This is a genomic window from Marinomonas sp. ABL3_031, assembly GCF_056161265.1.
The window spans coordinates 157,888-176,926 of sequence record NZ_JBSWYU010000010.1; the positions used below are offsets into that span (position 1 = coordinate 157,888).

The window sequence follows — 19,039 nt, forward strand, 5'->3', positions numbered from 1 at the left end:
AAGTGGAAAAGAGACGCGATAGAGCGTCTCTTTTTTCTTTTTATTGCGATAAGTAGTGAGACTATGTTGCGAATCGCTATTAATGGTTATGGTCGAATCGGCCGATCTGTGTTGCGGGCCTTGTACGAAAATGGTTACCGTAAACAGCTTCAAGTGGTGGCAATAAACGAGTTGTCTGATATAGAGACGATGAGTTATTTAACACGCTATGACACAACCCATGGCCGGTTTCCGCAATCGGTTACCACGCAAGATGATTGTTTGTTGATTGGTGACGATCGTATTCGATGTTTTTCCAGTGCAAATGCGAATGGCGTTGACTGGGCATCCCTAAATTTGGATTTGGTATTGGAATGTTCTGGCAGTTTTAGTGACACTGCTGGTGCACGACAATACATTGCGGCAGGTGTACCTAGACTCTTGTTGTCTCAACCCGCAGACGCGGATGTTGATGCTACTTTAGTGTATGGCTATAACCATCACACGATTCAAGCTCACGACCAAATTGTGTCAGCCGCTTCTTGTACGACCAACTGTTTGATCCCTGTATTGGATGTGTTGCAAGACTTTTGTGGTGTGATACATGGCACCAGTCAAACCATTCACTCAGCGATGAACGATCAACCCGTGATCGATGGTTACCATACAAAAGATTTACGTCTAACCCGCGCTGCACTCAGTTCCATTATTCCCGTTGATACGGGGTTGGCTAAAGGCATTACTCGGTTAATGCCAGAGTTGGACGGTAAGATGGGCTGTAATGCCGTGCGTGTGCCGACATTGAATGTGTCATTGATTGACTTGGTTTTGCGTACCGAGCAGCCAGTGACCTTACAGCAAATTAATCAGCTGTTAGAGCAAGCGTCACAAGGCAAATATCAACATATTATGGGCTTTACCCGTGAGCCTCATGCTTCGGTGGATTTCAATCATGACTCGCGTTCTGTCATCATTGATGGCACTCAGACCCAAGTCATTGATGGTCACATGGTGAAGATCTTATGTTGGTTTGATAACGAATGGGGTTACGCTAATCGTATGTTAGACGTGGCAAAGCATTGGGCACAGCTGATCTCTGCCTAATGCTGTTAATAGGATGGTTAAAAGATAATAATTGAGGACATACCCATGACGGTAATTAAGATGAAAGACTTGGATCTCTCCGGTAAGCGAGTATTGATCCGTGAAGACCTGAACGTACCTGTAAAAGATGGCAAAGTGACCAGTGATGCTCGCATTCGCGCTGCGTTGCCAACCATTCAATTGGCTTTGCAAGCTGGCGCGAAAGTGATGGTGATGTCGCATCTTGGTCGTCCAACAGAAGGTCAGTATGAAGGCGCTTTTTCTATGTTGCCAGTGGCGCAACACTTGTCGAGCTTGTTGGGACAAGAGGTTCCAATGGTGAAAGACTGGTTAGATGGTGTTGACGTCGCTACAGGGCAATTGGTGTTAGTTGAAAACGTGCGCTTTAATCCAGGTGAAAAGAAAGACGATGAAGCGTTAGCGAAAAAAATGGCCGCTTTGTGTGATGTGTTTGTGATGGATGCTTTCGGTACGGCCCATCGTGCGCAAGCCTCAACTCATGGGGTGGCTAAATTCGCACCAGTGGCTTGCGCAGGGCCTTTATTGGCGGCTGAATTGGAAGCCTTGGAAAAAGCTTTGGCGAAACCTGCTCGTCCTATGGCAGCAATTGTTGGTGGTTCAAAAGTATCCACTAAGCTAACGGTGCTTGAATCTCTTTCTGACAAGGTGGATCAACTGATCGTTGGTGGTGGTATCGCCAATACTTTCTTGGCTGCGGCTGGCTTCCCTGTAGGTAAATCACTTTACGAAGAAGACCTAATTCCACAAGCCAAAGCTTTGATGGCGAAAACCAGTATTCCATTACCTGAAGATGTGGTGGTTGCCACTGAGTTTGCTGCCGACGCTAAGGCGACCATTAAAGACGCGAAAGACGTTGCTGCCGATGACATGATTTTGGACATTGGTCCTAAAGCCGCGGCCGCTTTCTCTGCTTTGTTGGAAGAATCGCAAACTATCATTTGGAATGGCCCAGTTGGCGTATTCGAATTTGATCAGTTTGGTGAAGGTACCAAAGCCTTGTCGATGGCCATTGCCAACAGTGCAGGCTTCTCTATTGCGGGCGGTGGTGACACACTGGCGGCGGTAGACAAATATGACATTGCCGGACAAGTGTCTTATATTTCAACAGGTGGTGGGGCTTTTCTTGAATTTGTTGAAGGAAAAGTACTACCAGCAGTTGCTATGTTAGAGTCACGCGCGCAAAATTAATGTTATTAAGAACAGCATAAGACTGTTTTACATAATAAAGGCTAAAAGCCTAGGCCAATGACCCAATGAGGTTAGTGGCAAATACGAGAGAGTGACCTATTCGACAGTATGTTGAATATGACAATAACGATAAGGCGTAAGCCACACTTAATCTGCATTGGGCAGATGAGGTGATAACAAAACTGAGTGCACGGGAAACGTTGCACTGTCTGTAATACCTAAAATATTAGACAAATTGTCAGAGGAAACCTTTTATGCCTTTAATCAGTATGCGCCAGTTACTGGACCATGCCGCAGAGCACAGCTATGGCTTGCCCGCTTTTAATGTCAACAACATGGAGCAGGTCAAAGCCATTATGGAAGCAGCCGATGAAGTAAATTCGCCTGTTATCATGCAAGCCTCTGCTGGAGCCCGTAAATACGCAGGCTCGCATTTCTTACGTCATTTGATTGCCGCTGCGATTGAAGACTTTCCGCATATTCCTGTGGTGATGCACCAGGATCACGGTACGTCTCCAGCAATTTGTCAGCGTTCTATTCAACTAGGTTTCTCCTCTGTAATGATGGATGGTTCCTTAATGGCTGATGGCAAAACCCCTGCAAGCTACGAATATAACGTTGATGTGACACGTCGCACAGTTGAGTTTGCTCACGCTTGTGGCGTGTCTGTGGAAGGGGAGCTTGGTGTACTAGGCTCTTTGGAAACAGGTCAGGCAGGTGAAGAGGATGGCGTTGGTGCTGAGGGCACCTTGTCTCACGATCAAATGCTAACAGACCCACAAGAAGCGGTGGATTTTGTTGGCGCTACGGGCATTGATGCATTGGCAGTTGCCATAGGAACCAGTCACGGTGCTTACAAGTTTACTCGTCCACCAACGGGTGACATTCTGGATATTGAGCGTATTGCGACTATTGTAGAGCGTCTGCCAAATACTCACATTGTGTTGCACGGTTCTTCGTCTGTGCCGCAAGATTGGTTGGCGATCATCAATGAGTTTGGTGGTGATATTCCAGAAACCTACGGTGTGCCTGTAGAAGAAATTGTCAAAGCCATTCGTTACGGTGTGCGCAAAGTGAACATTGATACGGATTTACGTTTGGCTGCAACCGGTGCGATTCGACGTAGCTTGGCTGAGCACAAAGGTAACTTTGATCCACGTAAATACCTTACAGAAAGCATTAAAGCGATGAAGGCAGTTTGTATTGATCGTTATGAAGCCTTTGGTTGCGCTGGACAGGCATCGCGTATCAACACCATTGATTTGGAAGAAATGGCTGTTCGATATGAGCATGGTGAGTACAGCAACGGCCGTACGTTCTAGTCGTTTTCTTAAAGCGATAATGGTCAATGTTTTGAATAGGGTATTAGTCATTTTGGTGAATGAGTAGTTTTTGCGTTTTTTTAGAAAAAACTTGTAAAAAATAGTTGACCATCAAAATGATTTGCCTATAATGCTCGCCATTCCTTGCGGGAGTGGTGGAATTGGTAGACACGCTGGATTTAGGTTCCAGTGCTTCACGGCGTGAGAGTTCGAGTCTCTCCTTCCGCACCATATTTTAAAAAGCTGACTTTATGTCGGCTTTTTTTATGCCTGAAATTTATAAAGGATCAGTTAATTTCCTTGCCAACGTCATTTCTTGTTTCGCATTCGCTGAAAGTTCGATATTTTTGGATAATTCTAGGGAATTATCTTTTAGTAGGAAAATAGGCGAAAAGATGCGAAAACTTTGGTGTGTGTTGGTGTGGGTTCAGCTAAGTTGCTTGAGTGTCATGGGCTTTACTGCCAGCTTAGCCGATCAAGTACTCACCGAGCAGGCCTTCTTTCAACTCCAGCCACAACAAAGTCCGTTGTCTGAGCAGTTCACTGCCTTAGTGAATTCGCCACCTAATCCTCTTAGAGTGTCGCAACAAGAAGCCATTCGTGTGGTGTTTTTGCTATTTGGCGAACGGGATACTTGGCAGAATCAATTGACGTTGAGTGCATTTCGTAAACGTATGCGCGAATTGGGTATTGTCTATCGATTGGATACTTATATTGACCGCTCGGGCAGTGGCGTGGATTTTATTCCCCATTTAGATGTCATGGTGGCTGAATCGGATTATATAGTAGCAACCAAGATGAGCCTTGACTTGAAGCGTCTTTATGAACGTTTTCTATTGGCTGATAATAACAAGCTGATTTTGTTTGATTTCGCTGCACCACTTCGCCATTGGTTACAGCAGCCTCCGTTGATTTATCTTGGCTTTGACCAAGCTAAAGCTGTACAGCAGTTGGCCAGTTACCTTGATCGTCAGTTACCTGAGCAGGCAATGATATCCGCTTTGGTGTTGCCGGATGACTACATAGGGCAAATGCGTTGTGACCATTTTATTGATGAAATGCAACACTATGGTCGATCAATTGTCGATATTTATGTGGTTAACAATGATCAGCAACAGGCTTTTTTGCGTGCCCAATCATTACTGACCGCTAGTGATCCAGCTGAGTTCATTTTTAGTTGCACACAGAATATCGCTAAAGGAGTGATACAGGCTTTGCAAGCACAACCAAGTTTAGAGGTTCAAACCAACGTATGGGGTCCATTTAATGGTAATGTCAGTGACATTAAAACACCGCATATCAAAGCCATTACTTTATTTTATTGGGATGATGTGGCGATTGCCATTGCGGAAGCGATCAAACTGGATATGGAAGGGCGTAATTCGGCTAACCTTTATATGGCGCGCTCGTCCTTATTGCTAGGCGATATTGACCGTGAAACTTTGAGTTTAATGTTACAGCAGGCTTATCACTATTCGGTGAAATCATGGCGTTAAGAATGAGTTTAAAAGATCGTCTAAAACAAAGAATATTATTGATAATGTTGTGTTTGTTGCTTTTACTGGCGGTTGGTACGGTTTATTTTGCTACTTTGTTAGAGCGAAATGCCAATAAGACTGCATTGGCTTTGAAACACCAAGTAGTTGAACAAACATTGGCTTCTTATTTAGCTCGGGCTGAGACCGAAATGAGCTTTATTGTCAAAGATTTAATGATGCAAAATTATGCCAAAGGTCAAGAATTAGATTTGCTATTTAGTCACCATGAAGTGCTGTTTTCAGGCGGTTTGGACTTTTTCTATATTACTTGGAAAGATGATCGTATTGCGATGGATCCAAGAGCTCGCCTTTTTACACAAGTTAGCTTTAATCCGTTATTGGAAAAGGCATTGTTAAATCGTTGGATGGCAGTGTTTACTCAGGATGGTGCTGTATTGTTGCAATACAAAAAGAAAATTGTCTCTGCAACTGGAGAGAATTTGGGTTTTTTATACGGTTTTATTTCGCTCAACGATAACCTTACTCTCGGCAATGAATTACTGACCAGTGTCGAAGTGACTGCTGTTCGTTTGTACGATGCTACAGATGGGCGTGTTTTACTTGATGAAAAAACGTCGAATGATGGAGAGCAGGCATTTGCTACCTTGACCTATCGTTTTCCGTTGGCCACCTCTGTGCAAGGCGATTTTCTTTTAGAGGTTGAGCAGAGAGAAGCGTCCAGCGGAAAAATATTTGTTTTAGCTTGGCCGCTCTTGGGCTTCATTATAATTTGTTTGGTTGTATTTAACTGGTTAGTTAATTTTTATATTAATAAGCTGATTTTCGTTCCCTTGGAACAAACTCTATATCGTAAGAAAGAGGCGACGACACTTTTTAAAGAGTTACAACCTATTGAAGAGCAAAGTAAACAATATCGCGCAGCAATCAAAGCCAAAGGTGATCAATTTGATTTACTCGTAGAGTCGGTACATAGCGCTATTATTTTCTGTAATGAAGTGGCTGAGTTACAGGTGGTAAATAAAGAAGCTAATGAAGTTTTTCCTGAGGCGTCACGCGCTCGAACCTTGTTTGATTTTCTCCCAATTGCCCATCATCAAAGTATTCAAGAAGCTTTAAAAGGTGCAGTAGGGAGAGGCTTTGAAATGACGTTAGATAGGTTGGGGCGTATCTATCAGTGGCGGTTGTTTTCTTATCATAATGAATATGGCTATCGCGGTATCTTACTGGTGGGTAGGAACATTACCAAAGAAACCAGTTTAATGTGGCAGTTGGAGCAATTACAGCCTTTATCCAGTGCGGTCGAGAAACAGGTGGATACTCAAACTTTACAGGGTGAATTAGCTTATTTGACTCATTTGCCTTCGCAAATTAAGACTTCTCAGTTTCAAGGTTGGCTAAGTTTAACGCTATCTATACTGGATGATATTCGTACTTTGGAAGACGAAGTGGAATATCTTGTATTGGGTGATTTGTTGATAAACGAGAGTGCTTCCACAATGAAGTTGATGGAGGTTGAGGGTAATCGAGCATTACTAGAAGTGCCGCTGGCGTTGGCTAACCGGTCGCTGGCAGCAGGTAAAAATATTCGGGCCTTGGTGCGTTTGATCTTTATGATGGTGTTGTCTAATGATCTGGCCGAGCGACGTCTTACCATTCAAGCTAAGGCAAATGAACTGGAAATTGTTGCTATGCACGATATGACGAATCGCAGTCTATTTATGTGGATGGTGAAAGCGCTGGCGAGCAATCTTGGTGCGCAATATAAAATTCTTCGAAATAATGCTTTGCAATTTACTTTACCAGTCGCTTGGCATGAGCAAACAGAACAAAAGATTTTTCAAGACTTAACGACCCAGGAAAAGTCAATTGCATGGATTGCCAACGATTACCAGAATCCAGAGTTGATTAGTGATGCTTTGCAAAGATTGGGCTGTAAAGTGAAGGAGTTTGTATCGGCTGATAGTTTCTTTACTGAATCCAGCACCATAGTGAAGTACGACGCGATTTTCATTGGATGTGATCAGGATACATCGGGTCAGAAGAAAATGACCCAAACTCTGCAAGTAAAACATGATAGGCAGGCCTTACCTATTGTGTGGGTGAATAGTGTATTCAGTGAAGTTAAACAACTAGAAGTCTTTCAGTTACAGGGTTGTCCATTTGATTATAGTGTGTATCGAATTTTATTGCGGGCTTTAGAGCGTGATGGTGTGATGCCTCTTTACCAACCAAATAAAGAAGGCTCTTGGCTCATGGTAGGTGGTAGCCGAGTGACGAAAGCTATTTGGTATAACGAGTTAGAACGACAACATATCGCTACTCAATGGTTGACCGATCTTAGTAGTTACGACCTAGTTTTGCCATATCACCCGGAGGCTGTCATTGTGCTGTTAACACCTCAGTCTAACGAGTTATTGACAGAGTTGATTGCCGCATTTCCAAAGGTAAGTATCTTTACTATTCAAGATTGGCAATACAGACCAGACAATGTGGCTTTGATTAGATTACAATCTCCCCATTCAGACGATCAGATAAATCACTTTATTAGGAGTATACATGAGCGTAATCGGACTAATTGGCGCTATGGACGAGGAAGTGGCAGTCATCAAACAATGGATGGCGAATCTTAAAGAGCAAAATATTGCAGGTTGTGATTTTTACACAGGCCAATTTGAAGGCAAGCAAGTGGTACTGCTTAAGTCCGGTATTGGTAAGGTTAATGCGGCGCTTTCTACCACTTTACTTTTGTCTCAGTTTAAACCTGATTATGTTATTAACATTGGTTCTGCTGGTGGCTATGATGCCGAGCAAAAGGTTGGGGATGTGGTGATTTCTGATCGCGTTATTCATCATGATGTCGATGTTACCGCATTTGGTTATGTTATGGGACAAGTGCCTAGTATGCCAGAAGCTTATAGGGCAGATGTGGACTTGGTAGAAAAAGCCAAACGTGCTCTTGAAAAAGCGACGACGGCGGGCGCTAAAGTGGGCTTGATTGGCACAGGTGATAGCTTCATGAGCGATCCTGTTCGTGTTGAGTTGGTGCGTGAAACTTTTCCTGAGCTGGTGGCCGTTGAAATGGAAGCGGCTGCGGTTGCACAGGTTTGTTATAAATTCGGAACCCCTTTTGTTGTGGTACGCGCTTTGTCCGATATCGCAGGCAAAGAGTCTCCACAGAGTTTTGAAGAATACTTAAAAGTTGCGGCAGAAAATTCGTCCTTAATGATTCAACAAATGTTGCGAGACGGATAGTGTGACTTTGCGGCTAGTTAAGCGATTTTGCGTCGTTATTATGACTGGTTTAGTGAGTGTGTTCCATTTATACGCGCAAGCGCAGCCAGTGACTTTAGTGGATAAAGAAGCGGATGTTAGCCTAAACACCATGGTGAGTTCAAACGCCACTTTGACCGCGTTCAAAGATGAGAAAAAGCGTCCTTGGTGGCAAACCACCCATACCAGTTTGTCGAGAACGATAGGGCGTTGGTCTAATAATACGGACGCCTTCTTGTCGGGAAAAGAAAGTGACGGTCAGTCCGATAGCTTTGTGCAGATGCGACTTGGCCCAGTCTTTAAAGAAGGTGATAGTAGTGGTTTCTTTGATTTCAAAGCGCGCATGAAGCTGCCAAATACCGAAAAACGCTTGCGTGTAGTGGTCAGCTCTAATGCTGATTCACTGGTACCAGAAAGTGAGCGTGGTGAAGCTTCTGAACAAGAGTCGGTGCTGGAATCGGCACTGCAAACCAGTTTTTCTGCAGCTGTGCGTTTTGTTCGTGATGACCTAGGTTCAGATTTTGATATGGGAGTGCTGGTGGATTTTCCGTTAGACCCTTTTATGCGTTTACGTTTCAATCAAGGTCACAGCCATGAAGACTGGAGCTGGTATCAAAAGCAAGAAGCCTTTGCTTATTACTCTAAGGGCGTGGGGGCTCGTTACGGTATAGGGGTAACGAATTATCCCAGTGAACAATTCCATTATGGTGCGGACTTCAGTGTGGTGTGGCTGGATCAAGAAGGTGAATTTTTTGGTCGGGAAAGCCTGTTTGCCTATCAAGTGCTGGACGACAAAAACAACCTGAGCTATCAGTTGAGTTTCCTACAATCTGGGGAGCACAGTTTGGAATCTGACAGTGTGCTATATTTTGTGCAATACGAAAGACGCCTTTACCAAGATTGGCTTAGTGCGCAGCTAAAACCTCAAATGACCCATGAAGCTGAAGAAGATTATCAAGGCGCTTGGTCATTGACCTTATCTATGGTTATTTTACTGGGGCCTCAATATTTAAACTGAGGCTTATTAGATTTGTCAGTGATAAATTCGTATAATGCCGCGCCACTATGCTGAAGCCTGTTGTCAGTAACCTCCGCCATCTTAGAGAACCGTCATGAGACCTGATCAAATTCAACCTGAACACTATTCAACGCAGCTTGCTGAGAAGCAAGAAGCCCTAAATGAATTGATGGCGGGGTTGCCATTGCCGCCTCTAGAAGTCTTCGAAAGTGCGCCAAGTCACTACCGGATGCGCGCCGAATTTCGTATTTGGCACGATGGTGATGATTTGTTTTATGCCATGTTTGATTCAGCGGATCCGAGAACCCCGATTCGTACCGATCAATTCCTTGCAGCGTCTCCCTTGATCAACAAATTGATGCCTGAGTTATTGGATGCGATTCGTGACATTACCCTATTGCGTCATAAACTTTTTCAAGTGGATTTCTTAACCACTACAACTGGTGAGGCACTGATTAGTCTTCTGTATCACAAACCCATTGATGACGAATGGAATGCCGCTGCTCGCGAGTTAAATAAATCTTTTCCAGCTTGCCACTTTATTGGTCGTAGCCGTAAACGTAAGCAAGTACTTACTCGTGATTTTGTAATGGAAACCTTGACGGTGAATGGACAGCAATTTCATTACCAGCAAGTAGAGAACAGTTTTACGCAACCTAATGCTGGTATTAATGAAAAAATGCTTGAGTGGGCGCTGGATATCACTCAAGGAGCGAGCGGCGACCTGTTGGAAATGTATTGTGGTAATGGCAACTTCTCAATCCCGCTGGCGCGTCAGTTTGAGCGCGTGGTGGCGACGGAAATTTCAAAAGTGTCTGTCAATTCAGCACAACTCAACATCGCCATAAATGGTATGCAAAATGTGCAAGTGGTTAAAATGGCCAGTGAAGACGTGTCAGCCGCGTTGAATGGTGATACAGAGTTACCAAAAACCTTGTTGCAAGCGGGCATGAATACCTTGTCGCCAGAAGTCGTGTTAGTCGATCCACCAAGAGCTGGGTTGGATGATGCGACGATTGAATTGATTCGTAAAGTGGATTCTATTCTTTACATTTCTTGTAATCCAGAGACATTGAAAACTAACTTAGAGTCTTTGCTCACCAGTCATGAAGTGGTGCGATACGCCATGTTTGATCAATTTCCTTATACTCATCATGTGGAAACGGGTGTTTATTTAAAACGCAAAACTTCTGTTTAACAAGTTGGTGGACTTTTTCGTAACTTCTTTAAGTATCAAGGGAGTATTTAGTAGCACTATTCATGAGTTTTGTTCTTATCATAATGAATCACATTTCAGTATTCTGAATACGACAAAGAATGTTCTGTGTTACCATATGGCCTTATTTTTTCCCCCACCCTGAAACAGAGAAGTCGAACGAGCCATGAGCAACACTTCATTAGACAAAGAGAAGATTAAAATCTTGTTATTGGAAGGTGTCCATCAGTCTGCATTAGATGCACTGAACGATGCGGGTTACACCAATATTGAATACCACAAAACAGCCTTAGCGGAAGATGAGCTTATCGAGAAAATCTCGGAAGCGCACTTCATTGGTATTCGCTCTCGCACGCAATTGACTGAAAAGGTATTGAGTCATGCTAACAAGTTGGCAGCGATTGGTTGTTTCTGTATTGGTACCAACCAAGTGAATTTAGAGGCAGCCAGTGCGAAAGGTATTGTGGTTTTTAACGCGCCTTATTCTAATACTCGAAGTGTGGCTGAGTTGGTGCTGGGTCAATTGATTCTATTGTTGCGTGGCATTCCTGCAAAAAACGCTGCCTGTCATCGTGGTGGCTGGATTAAATCGGCAGTAGGTTCGTACGAAACCCGTGGTAAGCGTTTGGGTATCATAGGTTACGGTAGCATAGGTACGCAGTTAAGTGTGTTGGCGGAGTCATTGGGCATGGAGGTGTGCTTCTATGACATAGTGACTAAGTTACCATTGGGTAATGCTCGTCAAATCAAAAGCTTGAAAGAGTTGTTGGCAACCAGCGATATCATCAGTTTACATGTACCGGAAACAGCATCCACTAAAATGATGATTGGTGCTAAAGAAGTTTCTTATATGAAAAAAGGCTCTATCTTCATTAATGCTTCTCGTGGCACAGTAGCGGACTTGGACGCCGTGGCGGAAGCTATTAAAGCCGGCGACCTGGCCGGCGCGGCAGTGGACGTGTTTCCAGTTGAACCAAAAGGTAACGATGAAGAGTTTGTATCACCATTGCGTGGTCTAGATAACGTTATCTTAACGCCACACATTGGTGGTAGTACGATGGAAGCGCAAGAAAACATCGGTGTTGAAGTAGCAGAGAAACTGATTAAATTCTCTGATGTGGGTACTACTATTGCTGCGGTTAACTTCCCGGAAGTTGCGTTGCCGGCACAAGCAGATGATCATCGTATTCTGCACATTCACGAAAACCGTCCTGGTGTGTTGTCTAAGATCAACTCAATCTTTTCTGAGTACGGTATCAACATTACAGGTCAGTACTTAAGAACCACTGAGAAATTGGGTTACATGGTTATGGACGTGGATTCCGAAACAGCGGAATTGGCATTGGAGAAAGTGAAACTGGTTGAAGGAACAATCAAAGCGCGCGTATTGTTCTAAGCGTTTGTTTCTCTAGTTGAATTAAAAAAATCCAGCTGCGGCTGGATTTTTTTGTCTGACACTTTTTTATACCGGATGGGGCTGTCTCGATCAGTGAATACCCAGTGTGGTGGTAATATCTTGAATTTTCTGTTTGATATTGTCCGTCACGCGAGACATAAAGGCTTCTGATTCATTAGCTTGTTCGCGAATGTTGCTAACGGCGTTATTTAAATTGCTCATGCCTACTTTTTGCTCTGCAGCATAGCCTGTGGCTTTATTGGCTAAATGAGTCGATTGTTGAGATTTTTCCAAGACATCTTGTGCGGACTGTCCTAAAGCTTGTGTCAGGCTGATTTGCTCGGTTGAAGACTTTTCGATTAATTGTAGGTTGGTCTTGAGCTTGCCAGTGGCGTGAGTAAGTGAAGCAAAAATTTGTGTAATCTCTTCCAGAGACTGTTGAGTTCGATTCGATAAGCTTCTTACTTCCGATGCCACAACGGCGAACCCTCTTCCATGTTCTCCTGCTCGAGCCGCTTCTATTGCTGCATTTAGTGCCAATAAATTGGTTTGTTCCGATATATCTTTGATGCCACCAACAATGGTCGAAGCACTTAAAACCGAGTTTTCAAGATTGTTAAGGGCATGTTGACTGCTATTAAGGCGGTCGACGGTAATTTCATTGGCTTTGACAAGAGAAGCCGCTTGGTCGACACTGTGTGTCATAGCTGTGTTGGTTTCTTGCGCGTAATTTGCCACTTCTTGTGCACGAACTTCGGCTTTGTTGGCCAAGACTTCGACTTGGTTTGACATACCCAGTGTATTGTCCAATTCTTGTTTGGAATTAACGCTTATTTCATGCACTTGCGCAAAGGCATTAAGCATTTCATTTAGAGATACTGAGATATTATTTAGCTCTGTATCTCTTTGTTGTTTCTGCACGCTGACTTGCTCTAAATAGCGGTTGAGGTAGTGCGCTACATCAGATAACTCATTTTTGGTTTTACCCACTTTAAGGGTCTGGATATTTTGATGTTCAACCAATTCTTTAACCGCGTTGTATAGATCTTTAGCACTTTTTACCACGACCTTATTAGTGAATAGGTGTACTGATATTGTGGTGATAACCATGAGTAAGACAAAAAGTGAAAAAGCAATTAGAGTTTGTAGTTGCGTATTTTCCGCACTTTGTTGAATGCTACTGGTACCTGCTTTTAATGTGCTTTCAAGTTGCTCAATTAGGCCGCGGATTTTCATTTGTGCCGCAGTCGCTTGTTGTATGCCAGCCAAACTGGAACTGACGTCTTTTAAATAACGGTTCGACCAGGTGTTGAGTTCACTTTTGACCTCTTCTAATGGATCTGTCGTTTCATCATTTTCTTCGGAAGCCCAGCCCATCAAAGCAGACAAATCGTCTTCGGCGTTAGTGTCTTGATCGCCTTCTAGGTCAAGAATTGGTAAGGCATTAAATTCTGCAATATGGCTTTTAAAGTCATCTAGTGCTTGTCGCAGTCGTTCGAGGTTTTCCTCGGTTGTATTAGCTAGATATTCGTCTTTAGCACCGCTGACATGCGCCAAATCCGCGTATAAATAGGCTTGACTGGCTAAGTAAGGAGCGGCCTGAGTTAGTCCATTTTTTTCTTTGTATTTCGCTATTTTATCTGCCATTGCATCCAATGAGAGTAAGGTTTGTAGTTCATTATTTTCTATTAAAGCAAAAGGACTGCCTGCTAGTTTACCCGCCGCTCTAACGTCTGATCCCAAACTGTTCAAAATTTCAGTCAATGATGCTTGGATAGGTTCTTTAATTTGCGTAGGCAGGGCGTTCAGGGTTGGGTTAATTTGCATTTGAATAAATTCTTGAGCGGATTGCAATTTTGATGCTTCACCTGAAGATAAATAACTTTCAATTTGTTGTTTTAAATCAATAGCAGAATATTCCCATACCTGTGCGTATGAATTACTTTCCGAAAATGCACTGCGGAACTTCATTAAGCTCCATATTAATAAGACAATCAGCATGACAGCAATAATGAGGTAACTTATTGTCGTAGTTCGCGTGACGTTGGATATTTTCAATTAGTGGCCTATTTACAAAACATTACGTGAGGCGGTCAGACTAAATTTATTCTGTTACCGTTTTGTGACTGGAGAGAAAGAGAAGAAGGTGACGAGCATGAAATGTTTTTTGGATGGCCTAAAATCAATAAATTGATAGCGACACAAAAATGATTGGATACGACACAGGGCGCATCAAGATAGCTATTTTTTATTGCTATTTTTCACAATAACTTACATCGTCACTGAATAGTCACGATAACAGGTTAGATTAGCAGTATTATTAAACGCGCGTTTAATAATTGTTGAACTTTTGTGTTATTTCCGTTTTGATAATATGACAACAACTAATGAAAAAGGAGCTCGAGCATGACCCTTTCACGTCGTCAGTTTGTAAAAGGTGCCTCTATTGCAGGTGCCGTTGCGGCTACGCCATTTTCAATCAATCGCGCTATTGCAGCTAATAAAGAACTACGTATTTATGCGTGGGCTGGCTACATCACGGATGAAATGTTAGCGGACTTCAAAGCCAAAACAGGTATTAATGCTACCTTTACACCCTATGGTACAAATGATGAGCTAATGAACTCATTGCGTGCGACCGACGGTACGGGGTTTGACATTATTATGCCAACTGTTGACCGTGTACCAGGTTATGTTGACTACGACCTAATCCAGCCTCTGGATGTAAAGCGTGTCAATTGGAGCGGCTGCCTTGAAAGTGCTCTAGAAGGTTCTGATGTTGGTGGTATTGTGAATGGCAAACGTTACTTTGCACCATCGGATTGGGGTACAGAAGCCATTACTTATAACACACAATATGCAGATGTTGACCCAAACAACCTAAGTTACGGTGACCTATGGAAGCCTGAGAATGCTGGTGGTGTGACAGTACGTGGCCATTCCGCTCTAGTTGGCATTGGTTTGTGGTTAGAAAAAGCGGGTAAATTGCCTTACCCACTTCTAGAGTCTTACAAAAATGAAAAAGCCATGCGTGCTAACTTCGATGTGATTCTAAAAGTGGCGGTTGAAAACAAGGCGTCTATCGCTCAGTTCTGGTCGACAGAAAACGAAGCGCAAGGTGCGTTCCGTGCCAATGGTGCGGTGATTGGTCAGACTTGGGACAGTACAGCATTCAAACTGAAGTCTGAAGGTGAGCCAGTTGCGTACGGTGCGCCAAAAGAAGGTGCGTTGGCTTGGATGGAAGGCTTCGTCATTCCTAAAAATGCTAACAATGTGGATTCGGTTTACGAGTTCATTAACTGGTACTACACACCAGAAGCGGGAGCCATGTTTGTTAAGGCAACTGGCTACAACTCGACTTCAAAAGGTGCGGCTGACTTGCTACCTGAAGCGACTAAGCAGTTCTTCAAAGACTCTTATACTCAGCAAGATCTTGCTAACCTATGGTGGTGGCCTATCCAAGAGCCTTGGTATGTGGCACTGCGTAACGAATATCAAGACCGTTACTTATCTGCCTAAGTGATTTGCTAAAGCCCCTCGGGAGAGATTTGTCTCCCGAGGGGCTTTTTACATTAATGATTAACATTTGAGAGAACCAATGGATAGTAGTGTTCATTTAGACAATGTCGTAATGCAATTTGGTGATTTTACGGCCATTCAAAAGTCCGACTTAAAAATTGAGTCGGGTGAGTTTTTTAGTTTTTTAGGCCCTTCCGGTTGTGGTAAGACCACTATTTTGAACATGATCAGTGGCTTTCTTGATCCAACTAAAGGCTGCGTCAAAATTGGCGGGCAAGATATGGCTGGTGTGCCAGCAAACAAACGCCCAACCTCAATGATTTTTCAAAATCTCGCCTTGTTCCCATTGATGACAGTGGCAGAAAACATAGAGTTTGGACTGGAAGTCCGTGGTGTTTCAAAAAGTGAGCGCAAGAAAACATCTGATCGCTTACTTGAATTGGTGGCACTAGAAGGCAGTGGCCACAAGAAAGTTTCAGAATTATCTGGCGGTCAAAAACAGCGTATCGCCATCGCACGTGCCTTGGCAGTTGAACCTCAAGTCTTGTTATTAGATGAGCCGCTTTCTGCATTGGACTTAAAGTTACGTCAACACATGCGCACGGAGCTAAAAGAGATCCAGCGTAAAACCGGTATTACCTTCATCTACATTACTCATGACCAAGGTGAAGCACTAACTATGTCAGATCGAGTTGCCGTTATGTCTGCCGGTCGTATTCAGCAAGTGGCTGATCCTATTACTTTATATCGCGATCCAAAGACGGCGTTTGTCGCTTCCTTTGTTGGTGAGAATAATGCGCTGCAAGGCAAGGTAGAACAGATTGAAAATGGTATTGCCACTATTCGTTGTGGTGAACAGGGGCTATTAAAGGGTCGTGTGCAATCATCTGTATCGGTGGGTGATGACGCTACCTTATTTATTCGACCAGAGCACTTTAGACTTGAAGCAGAAGAAGGTATGCAAAGTATTGCGGTAGAAATTGAGGAAGTTAACTTTGAAGGGGCTTATTTAACGCTAAGTACCTTGACTAAAGCTTCTCAGCAGCAGAATCTGAATATTCAATTAGGGGCGCATCAATATGATGATTCCTTAACCAAAGGCGCGGCATTGACCTTGTCTTACCAAATTGAGGATGCCTTGGTTATTGGGGGTAGTGATGTTTAATCAACTCACCGCCCGCTTCGGCAGTGGGCTAGCGGTTGGTATCATAGGTATGATTGCCATTTGGCTGATTGCCTTGGTGATACTGCCGCAATTGCTGATGGTGGATTATTCGTTTCGTCCAAATTTGCTGCCAGCAGAAGTGGGTGGGCCGAAGGATGGTTATTCTTTAGTAAACTATGAGACCCTGTTCAGTAATCAAATCCACTTGAAAATCTTCTTTAAAACCATCTGGTCTAGTGTTTTGGTTACTGTGCTTACACTCATGGTCAGTTATCCAATTGCTTATTACCTTGCCAAAGTAGCGACACCGCAAAAAGCCGCGTTGTGTCTGCTATTGTTGGTGATTCCTTTCTGGATTAATGAAATTCTAAGAACCTTTTCTTGGTACATTATTCTAGCTTACAAAGGACCCTTAAATGCCGCATTGTTAGGTTTGGGTTTGATTGACCGACCTATTCGTTTCTTATCGGGTGATGGTGGTGTCTTGATCGGTATGGTGTACGCCTACATCCTGTTTATGATCTTCCCTATCTATAACGCGATTGAAAGTTTGGATACGAACCAAATTAAAGCGGCGCGTAACTTGGGGGCGGGTTGGATTAGAACTCACTGGCGGGTCATTATTCCACACGCTAAGCCAGGTATCGCAACAGGTTGCATCATGACCTTCATGTTAGCAGCGGGTAGTTATGCTGTTCCCGCCTTATTAGGTTCTCCTGGTAGCCGCTGGTTTACACAGATCATTTATAACTGGTTCTTCGAAGGAGGTAACTGGAATCAAGGCGCTGCCTATGCTTTCTTGTTGTTGATTATCTGCATTGGATTTATTGCTTTAGTGATGCGTGTGTTTAAAGTGGGCTTAGGAGATATTGCACGATGAATTCAGAAAGCATTATGCGATTTGGTGTTCGCTTTTATATCGGAATATTTTTCTTATATCTATTCACGCCGCTTATTATCATGGGCTTGGCGACCTTTAATGACAGCCGTTTTCCAACGGTTTCCCCATGGCGAGGTGCCACCTTAAAATGGTTTGATGCCTTGGCGCAAGATGGCGCTATGTGGCAGGCTTTGTGGACCAGTATTATCGTTGCTGCAGGTGTCTTGGTAGTAGCTGTGCCAATTGGTATCTGTTGTGCGCTGTTCTTGTCTACAGTACAAGGCAAAGGTAAGACCTTCCTTTATTCACTGATGATGTCGCCACTATTAACACCAGGTGTTATTGTGGGCATCTCTACATTGATCTTCTGGAAAGGCTTGTCTGTTAGTGGTGGTGTCTTTTTGACTGTGATTGCACAAACCACCTTTATTGCTGCTTATGTCATGCTGATGGTACTGGCGCGCTTACAACGTTTTGATCGTACATTGGAAAATGCTGCATTGAGTTTGGGTGCAACACAGTGGCAAGCGTTTCGTCGTATTCTTCTGCCTTACCTTAAGCCCGCAATTTTTTCTGCGGCGGCCATTGCGTTTTTACAATCGTTTGAAAACTACAACACAACCTTATTTGTAAAAGGTTACGACACAACGTTGACGGTTTACATTGCGTCTAAAGTGCGAACAGGTTTGACGCCAGCAGTGAACGCTTTAGGTTTAGTAATGATTACTATCACTATTTTGTTGGCTGTGGTTTACGAATGGAAGCGTCGTAAAGAGGCGGCTAACGCTAGCGAGTCTTGATTACCTGATAAATGGAAGTCTGAAAGATCAAAAAAGACCTGTTATCGAGAGATAACAGGTCTTTTTGTATGTTCTTTATACAGAAAACAAAAAACTTAACCAAAACCTTAAAAAAACGAAAAAAGAGGTTGCACTAAATCTGTAGATCCTTAATATACGCCCTCGCTGACACGGGGTGTACTTCAGAACAACGAAGCGACACCAAAACAAGTCAGCACGCTCTTTAAAATAGATAATCAGATAATTTGTGTGGGCGCTCGCTGGGGCTTCAAAAAGAAATTGAAGTCTCATGAGAGTCTAACACGTCAATTCGCTTTATTAAGTAATTGTTAGTGTTTCGAGATTTGAGTGAGCAAGCTTTTTTAACTGAAGAGTTTGATCATGGCTCAGATTGAACGCTGGCGGCAGGCTTAACACATGCAAGTCGAGCGGTAACGGGAGAAGCTTGCTTCTTGCCGACGAGCGGCGGACGGGTGAGTAACGCGTAGGAATCTGCCTAGTAGAGGGGGACAACATGTGGAAACGCATGCTAATACCGCATACGCCCTATTGGGGAAAGGAGGGGATCTTCGGACCTTCCGCTATTAGATGAGCCTGCGTGAGATTAGCTAGTTGGTGGGGTAAAGGCCTACCAAGGCGACGATCTCTAACTGGTCTGAGAG

At 43.5% G+C, this 19,039-nt stretch carries 14 protein-coding genes, 1 tRNA gene and 1 rRNA gene; 15 read left to right on the plus strand and 1 reads right to left on the minus strand.

What is annotated here, in order from left to right; all coding sequences use genetic code 11:
• The first annotated feature begins 63 nt into the window (after window positions 1–63).
• The 10 genes from ACXAH2_RS12430 (at window position 64) to serA (ending at window position 12,013) form a co-directional block, all read left to right on the plus strand.
• A complete protein-coding gene (locus ACXAH2_RS12430) occupies window positions 64–1,083 on the plus strand; it encodes a type I glyceraldehyde-3-phosphate dehydrogenase (RefSeq protein ID WP_475078908.1) in 1,020 nt (339 codons plus the stop codon).
• 45 nt (window positions 1,084–1,128) lie between these two features.
• Window positions 1,129–2,292 carry a phosphoglycerate kinase gene (locus ACXAH2_RS12435; RefSeq protein ID WP_475078909.1) on the plus strand — a complete coding sequence of 388 codons (1,164 nt, stop codon included), beginning with the start codon at window positions 1,129–1,131 and terminating at the stop codon, window positions 2,290–2,292.
• A 254-nt stretch (window positions 2,293–2,546) separates the two neighbouring features.
• On the plus strand, window positions 2,547–3,614 hold the full coding sequence (gene fba / locus ACXAH2_RS12440; protein WP_475078911.1) for a class II fructose-bisphosphate aldolase: 1,068 nt from the start codon (window positions 2,547–2,549) through the stop codon (window positions 3,612–3,614).
• A 146-nt stretch (window positions 3,615–3,760) separates the two neighbouring features.
• A tRNA-Leu gene (locus tag ACXAH2_RS12445) sits at window positions 3,761–3,845 on the plus strand.
• A 164-nt stretch (window positions 3,846–4,009) separates the two neighbouring features.
• Window positions 4,010–5,110 carry a substrate-binding domain-containing protein gene (locus ACXAH2_RS12450; RefSeq protein WP_475078912.1) on the plus strand — a complete coding sequence of 367 codons (1,101 nt, stop codon included), beginning with the start codon at window positions 4,010–4,012 and terminating at the stop codon, window positions 5,108–5,110.
• A gap of 2 nt (window positions 5,111–5,112) precedes the next feature.
• On the plus strand, window positions 5,113–7,743 hold the full coding sequence (locus ACXAH2_RS12455) for a hypothetical protein (protein ID WP_475078913.1): 2,631 nt from the start codon (window positions 5,113–5,115) through the stop codon (window positions 7,741–7,743).
• Window positions 7,670–8,365, plus strand: coding sequence for a 5'-methylthioadenosine/S-adenosylhomocysteine nucleosidase (gene mtnN / locus ACXAH2_RS12460; RefSeq protein ID WP_475078914.1), 696 nt, complete (start codon window positions 7,670–7,672; stop codon window positions 8,363–8,365). Before ACXAH2_RS12455 ends, mtnN begins: the two co-directional genes overlap by 74 nt.
• Window positions 8,366–8,405: 40 nt before the next feature.
• Entirely contained in the window at window positions 8,406–9,401 is a 996-nt protein-coding gene (locus tag ACXAH2_RS12465) for a hypothetical protein (RefSeq protein ID WP_475078915.1), read from the plus strand.
• 94 nt (window positions 9,402–9,495) lie between these two features.
• Window positions 9,496–10,599, plus strand: a complete 1,104-nt coding sequence (trmA, locus tag ACXAH2_RS12470; protein WP_475078916.1) for a tRNA (uridine(54)-C5)-methyltransferase TrmA — start codon at window positions 9,496–9,498, stop codon at window positions 10,597–10,599.
• A gap of 184 nt (window positions 10,600–10,783) precedes the next feature.
• Window positions 10,784–12,013, plus strand: coding sequence for a phosphoglycerate dehydrogenase (gene serA / locus ACXAH2_RS12475; RefSeq protein ID WP_475078917.1), 1,230 nt, complete (start codon window positions 10,784–10,786; stop codon window positions 12,011–12,013).
• Window positions 12,014–12,103: 90 nt separating this feature from the next.
• Here the strand turns inward: serA and ACXAH2_RS12480 are convergent, their stop codons facing one another.
• Window positions 12,104–13,984, minus strand: coding sequence for a methyl-accepting chemotaxis protein (locus tag ACXAH2_RS12480; protein WP_475078918.1), 1,881 nt, complete (start codon window positions 13,982–13,984; stop codon window positions 12,104–12,106).
• A gap of 435 nt (window positions 13,985–14,419) precedes the next feature.
• On the opposite strand from ACXAH2_RS12480, the gene ACXAH2_RS12485 reads away from it, so the two are divergent.
• From ACXAH2_RS12485 to ACXAH2_RS12505, 5 genes are all read left to right on the plus strand, one after another.
• Window positions 14,420–15,532, plus strand: a complete 1,113-nt coding sequence (locus ACXAH2_RS12485; protein ID WP_475078919.1) for an extracellular solute-binding protein — start codon at window positions 14,420–14,422, stop codon at window positions 15,530–15,532.
• 79 nt (window positions 15,533–15,611) lie between these two features.
• A complete protein-coding gene (locus ACXAH2_RS12490) occupies window positions 15,612–16,697 on the plus strand; it encodes an ABC transporter ATP-binding protein (protein ID WP_475078921.1) in 1,086 nt (361 codons plus the stop codon).
• The gene (locus ACXAH2_RS12495) at window positions 16,690–17,577 is read left to right on the plus strand and encodes an ABC transporter permease (protein WP_475078922.1); all 888 of its coding nucleotides are present in this window, start codon (window positions 16,690–16,692) and stop codon (window positions 17,575–17,577) included. Before ACXAH2_RS12490 ends, ACXAH2_RS12495 begins: the two co-directional genes overlap by 8 nt.
• The gene (locus ACXAH2_RS12500; RefSeq protein WP_475078924.1) at window positions 17,574–18,377 is read left to right on the plus strand and encodes an ABC transporter permease; all 804 of its coding nucleotides are present in this window, start codon (window positions 17,574–17,576) and stop codon (window positions 18,375–18,377) included. The genes ACXAH2_RS12495 and ACXAH2_RS12500 overlap by 4 nt, the downstream gene beginning before the upstream one ends.
• Before the next feature lie 363 nt (window positions 18,378–18,740).
• A 16S ribosomal RNA gene (locus ACXAH2_RS12505) occupies window positions 18,741–19,039 on the plus strand; the annotation flags it as partial.

Coding starts and splice junctions, on each gene's coding strand:
- ACXAH2_RS12430 (WP_475078908.1), top strand. CDS start 64: ATGTTGCGAATCGCTATTAATGGTTATGGTCGAATCGGCCGATCTGTG.
- ACXAH2_RS12435 (WP_475078909.1), top strand. CDS start 1,129: ATGACGGTAATTAAGATGAAAGACTTGGATCTCTCCGGTAAGCGAGTA.
- fba (WP_475078911.1), top strand. CDS start 2,547: ATGCCTTTAATCAGTATGCGCCAGTTACTGGACCATGCCGCAGAGCAC.
- ACXAH2_RS12450 (WP_475078912.1), top strand. CDS start 4,010: ATGCGAAAACTTTGGTGTGTGTTGGTGTGGGTTCAGCTAAGTTGCTTG.
- ACXAH2_RS12455 (WP_475078913.1), top strand. CDS start 5,113: ATGAGTTTAAAAGATCGTCTAAAACAAAGAATATTATTGATAATGTTG.
- mtnN (WP_475078914.1), top strand. CDS start 7,670: ATGAGCGTAATCGGACTAATTGGCGCTATGGACGAGGAAGTGGCAGTC.
- ACXAH2_RS12465 (WP_475078915.1), top strand. CDS start 8,406: ATGACTGGTTTAGTGAGTGTGTTCCATTTATACGCGCAAGCGCAGCCA.
- trmA (WP_475078916.1), top strand. CDS start 9,496: ATGAGACCTGATCAAATTCAACCTGAACACTATTCAACGCAGCTTGCT.
- serA (WP_475078917.1), top strand. CDS start 10,784: ATGAGCAACACTTCATTAGACAAAGAGAAGATTAAAATCTTGTTATTG.
- ACXAH2_RS12480 (WP_475078918.1), bottom strand. CDS start 13,984: ATGAAGTTCCGCAGTGCATTTTCGGAAAGTAATTCATACGCACAGGTA.
- ACXAH2_RS12485 (WP_475078919.1), top strand. CDS start 14,420: ATGACCCTTTCACGTCGTCAGTTTGTAAAAGGTGCCTCTATTGCAGGT.
- ACXAH2_RS12490 (WP_475078921.1), top strand. CDS start 15,612: ATGGATAGTAGTGTTCATTTAGACAATGTCGTAATGCAATTTGGTGAT.
- ACXAH2_RS12495 (WP_475078922.1), top strand. CDS start 16,690: ATGTTTAATCAACTCACCGCCCGCTTCGGCAGTGGGCTAGCGGTTGGT.
- ACXAH2_RS12500 (WP_475078924.1), top strand. CDS start 17,574: ATGAATTCAGAAAGCATTATGCGATTTGGTGTTCGCTTTTATATCGGA.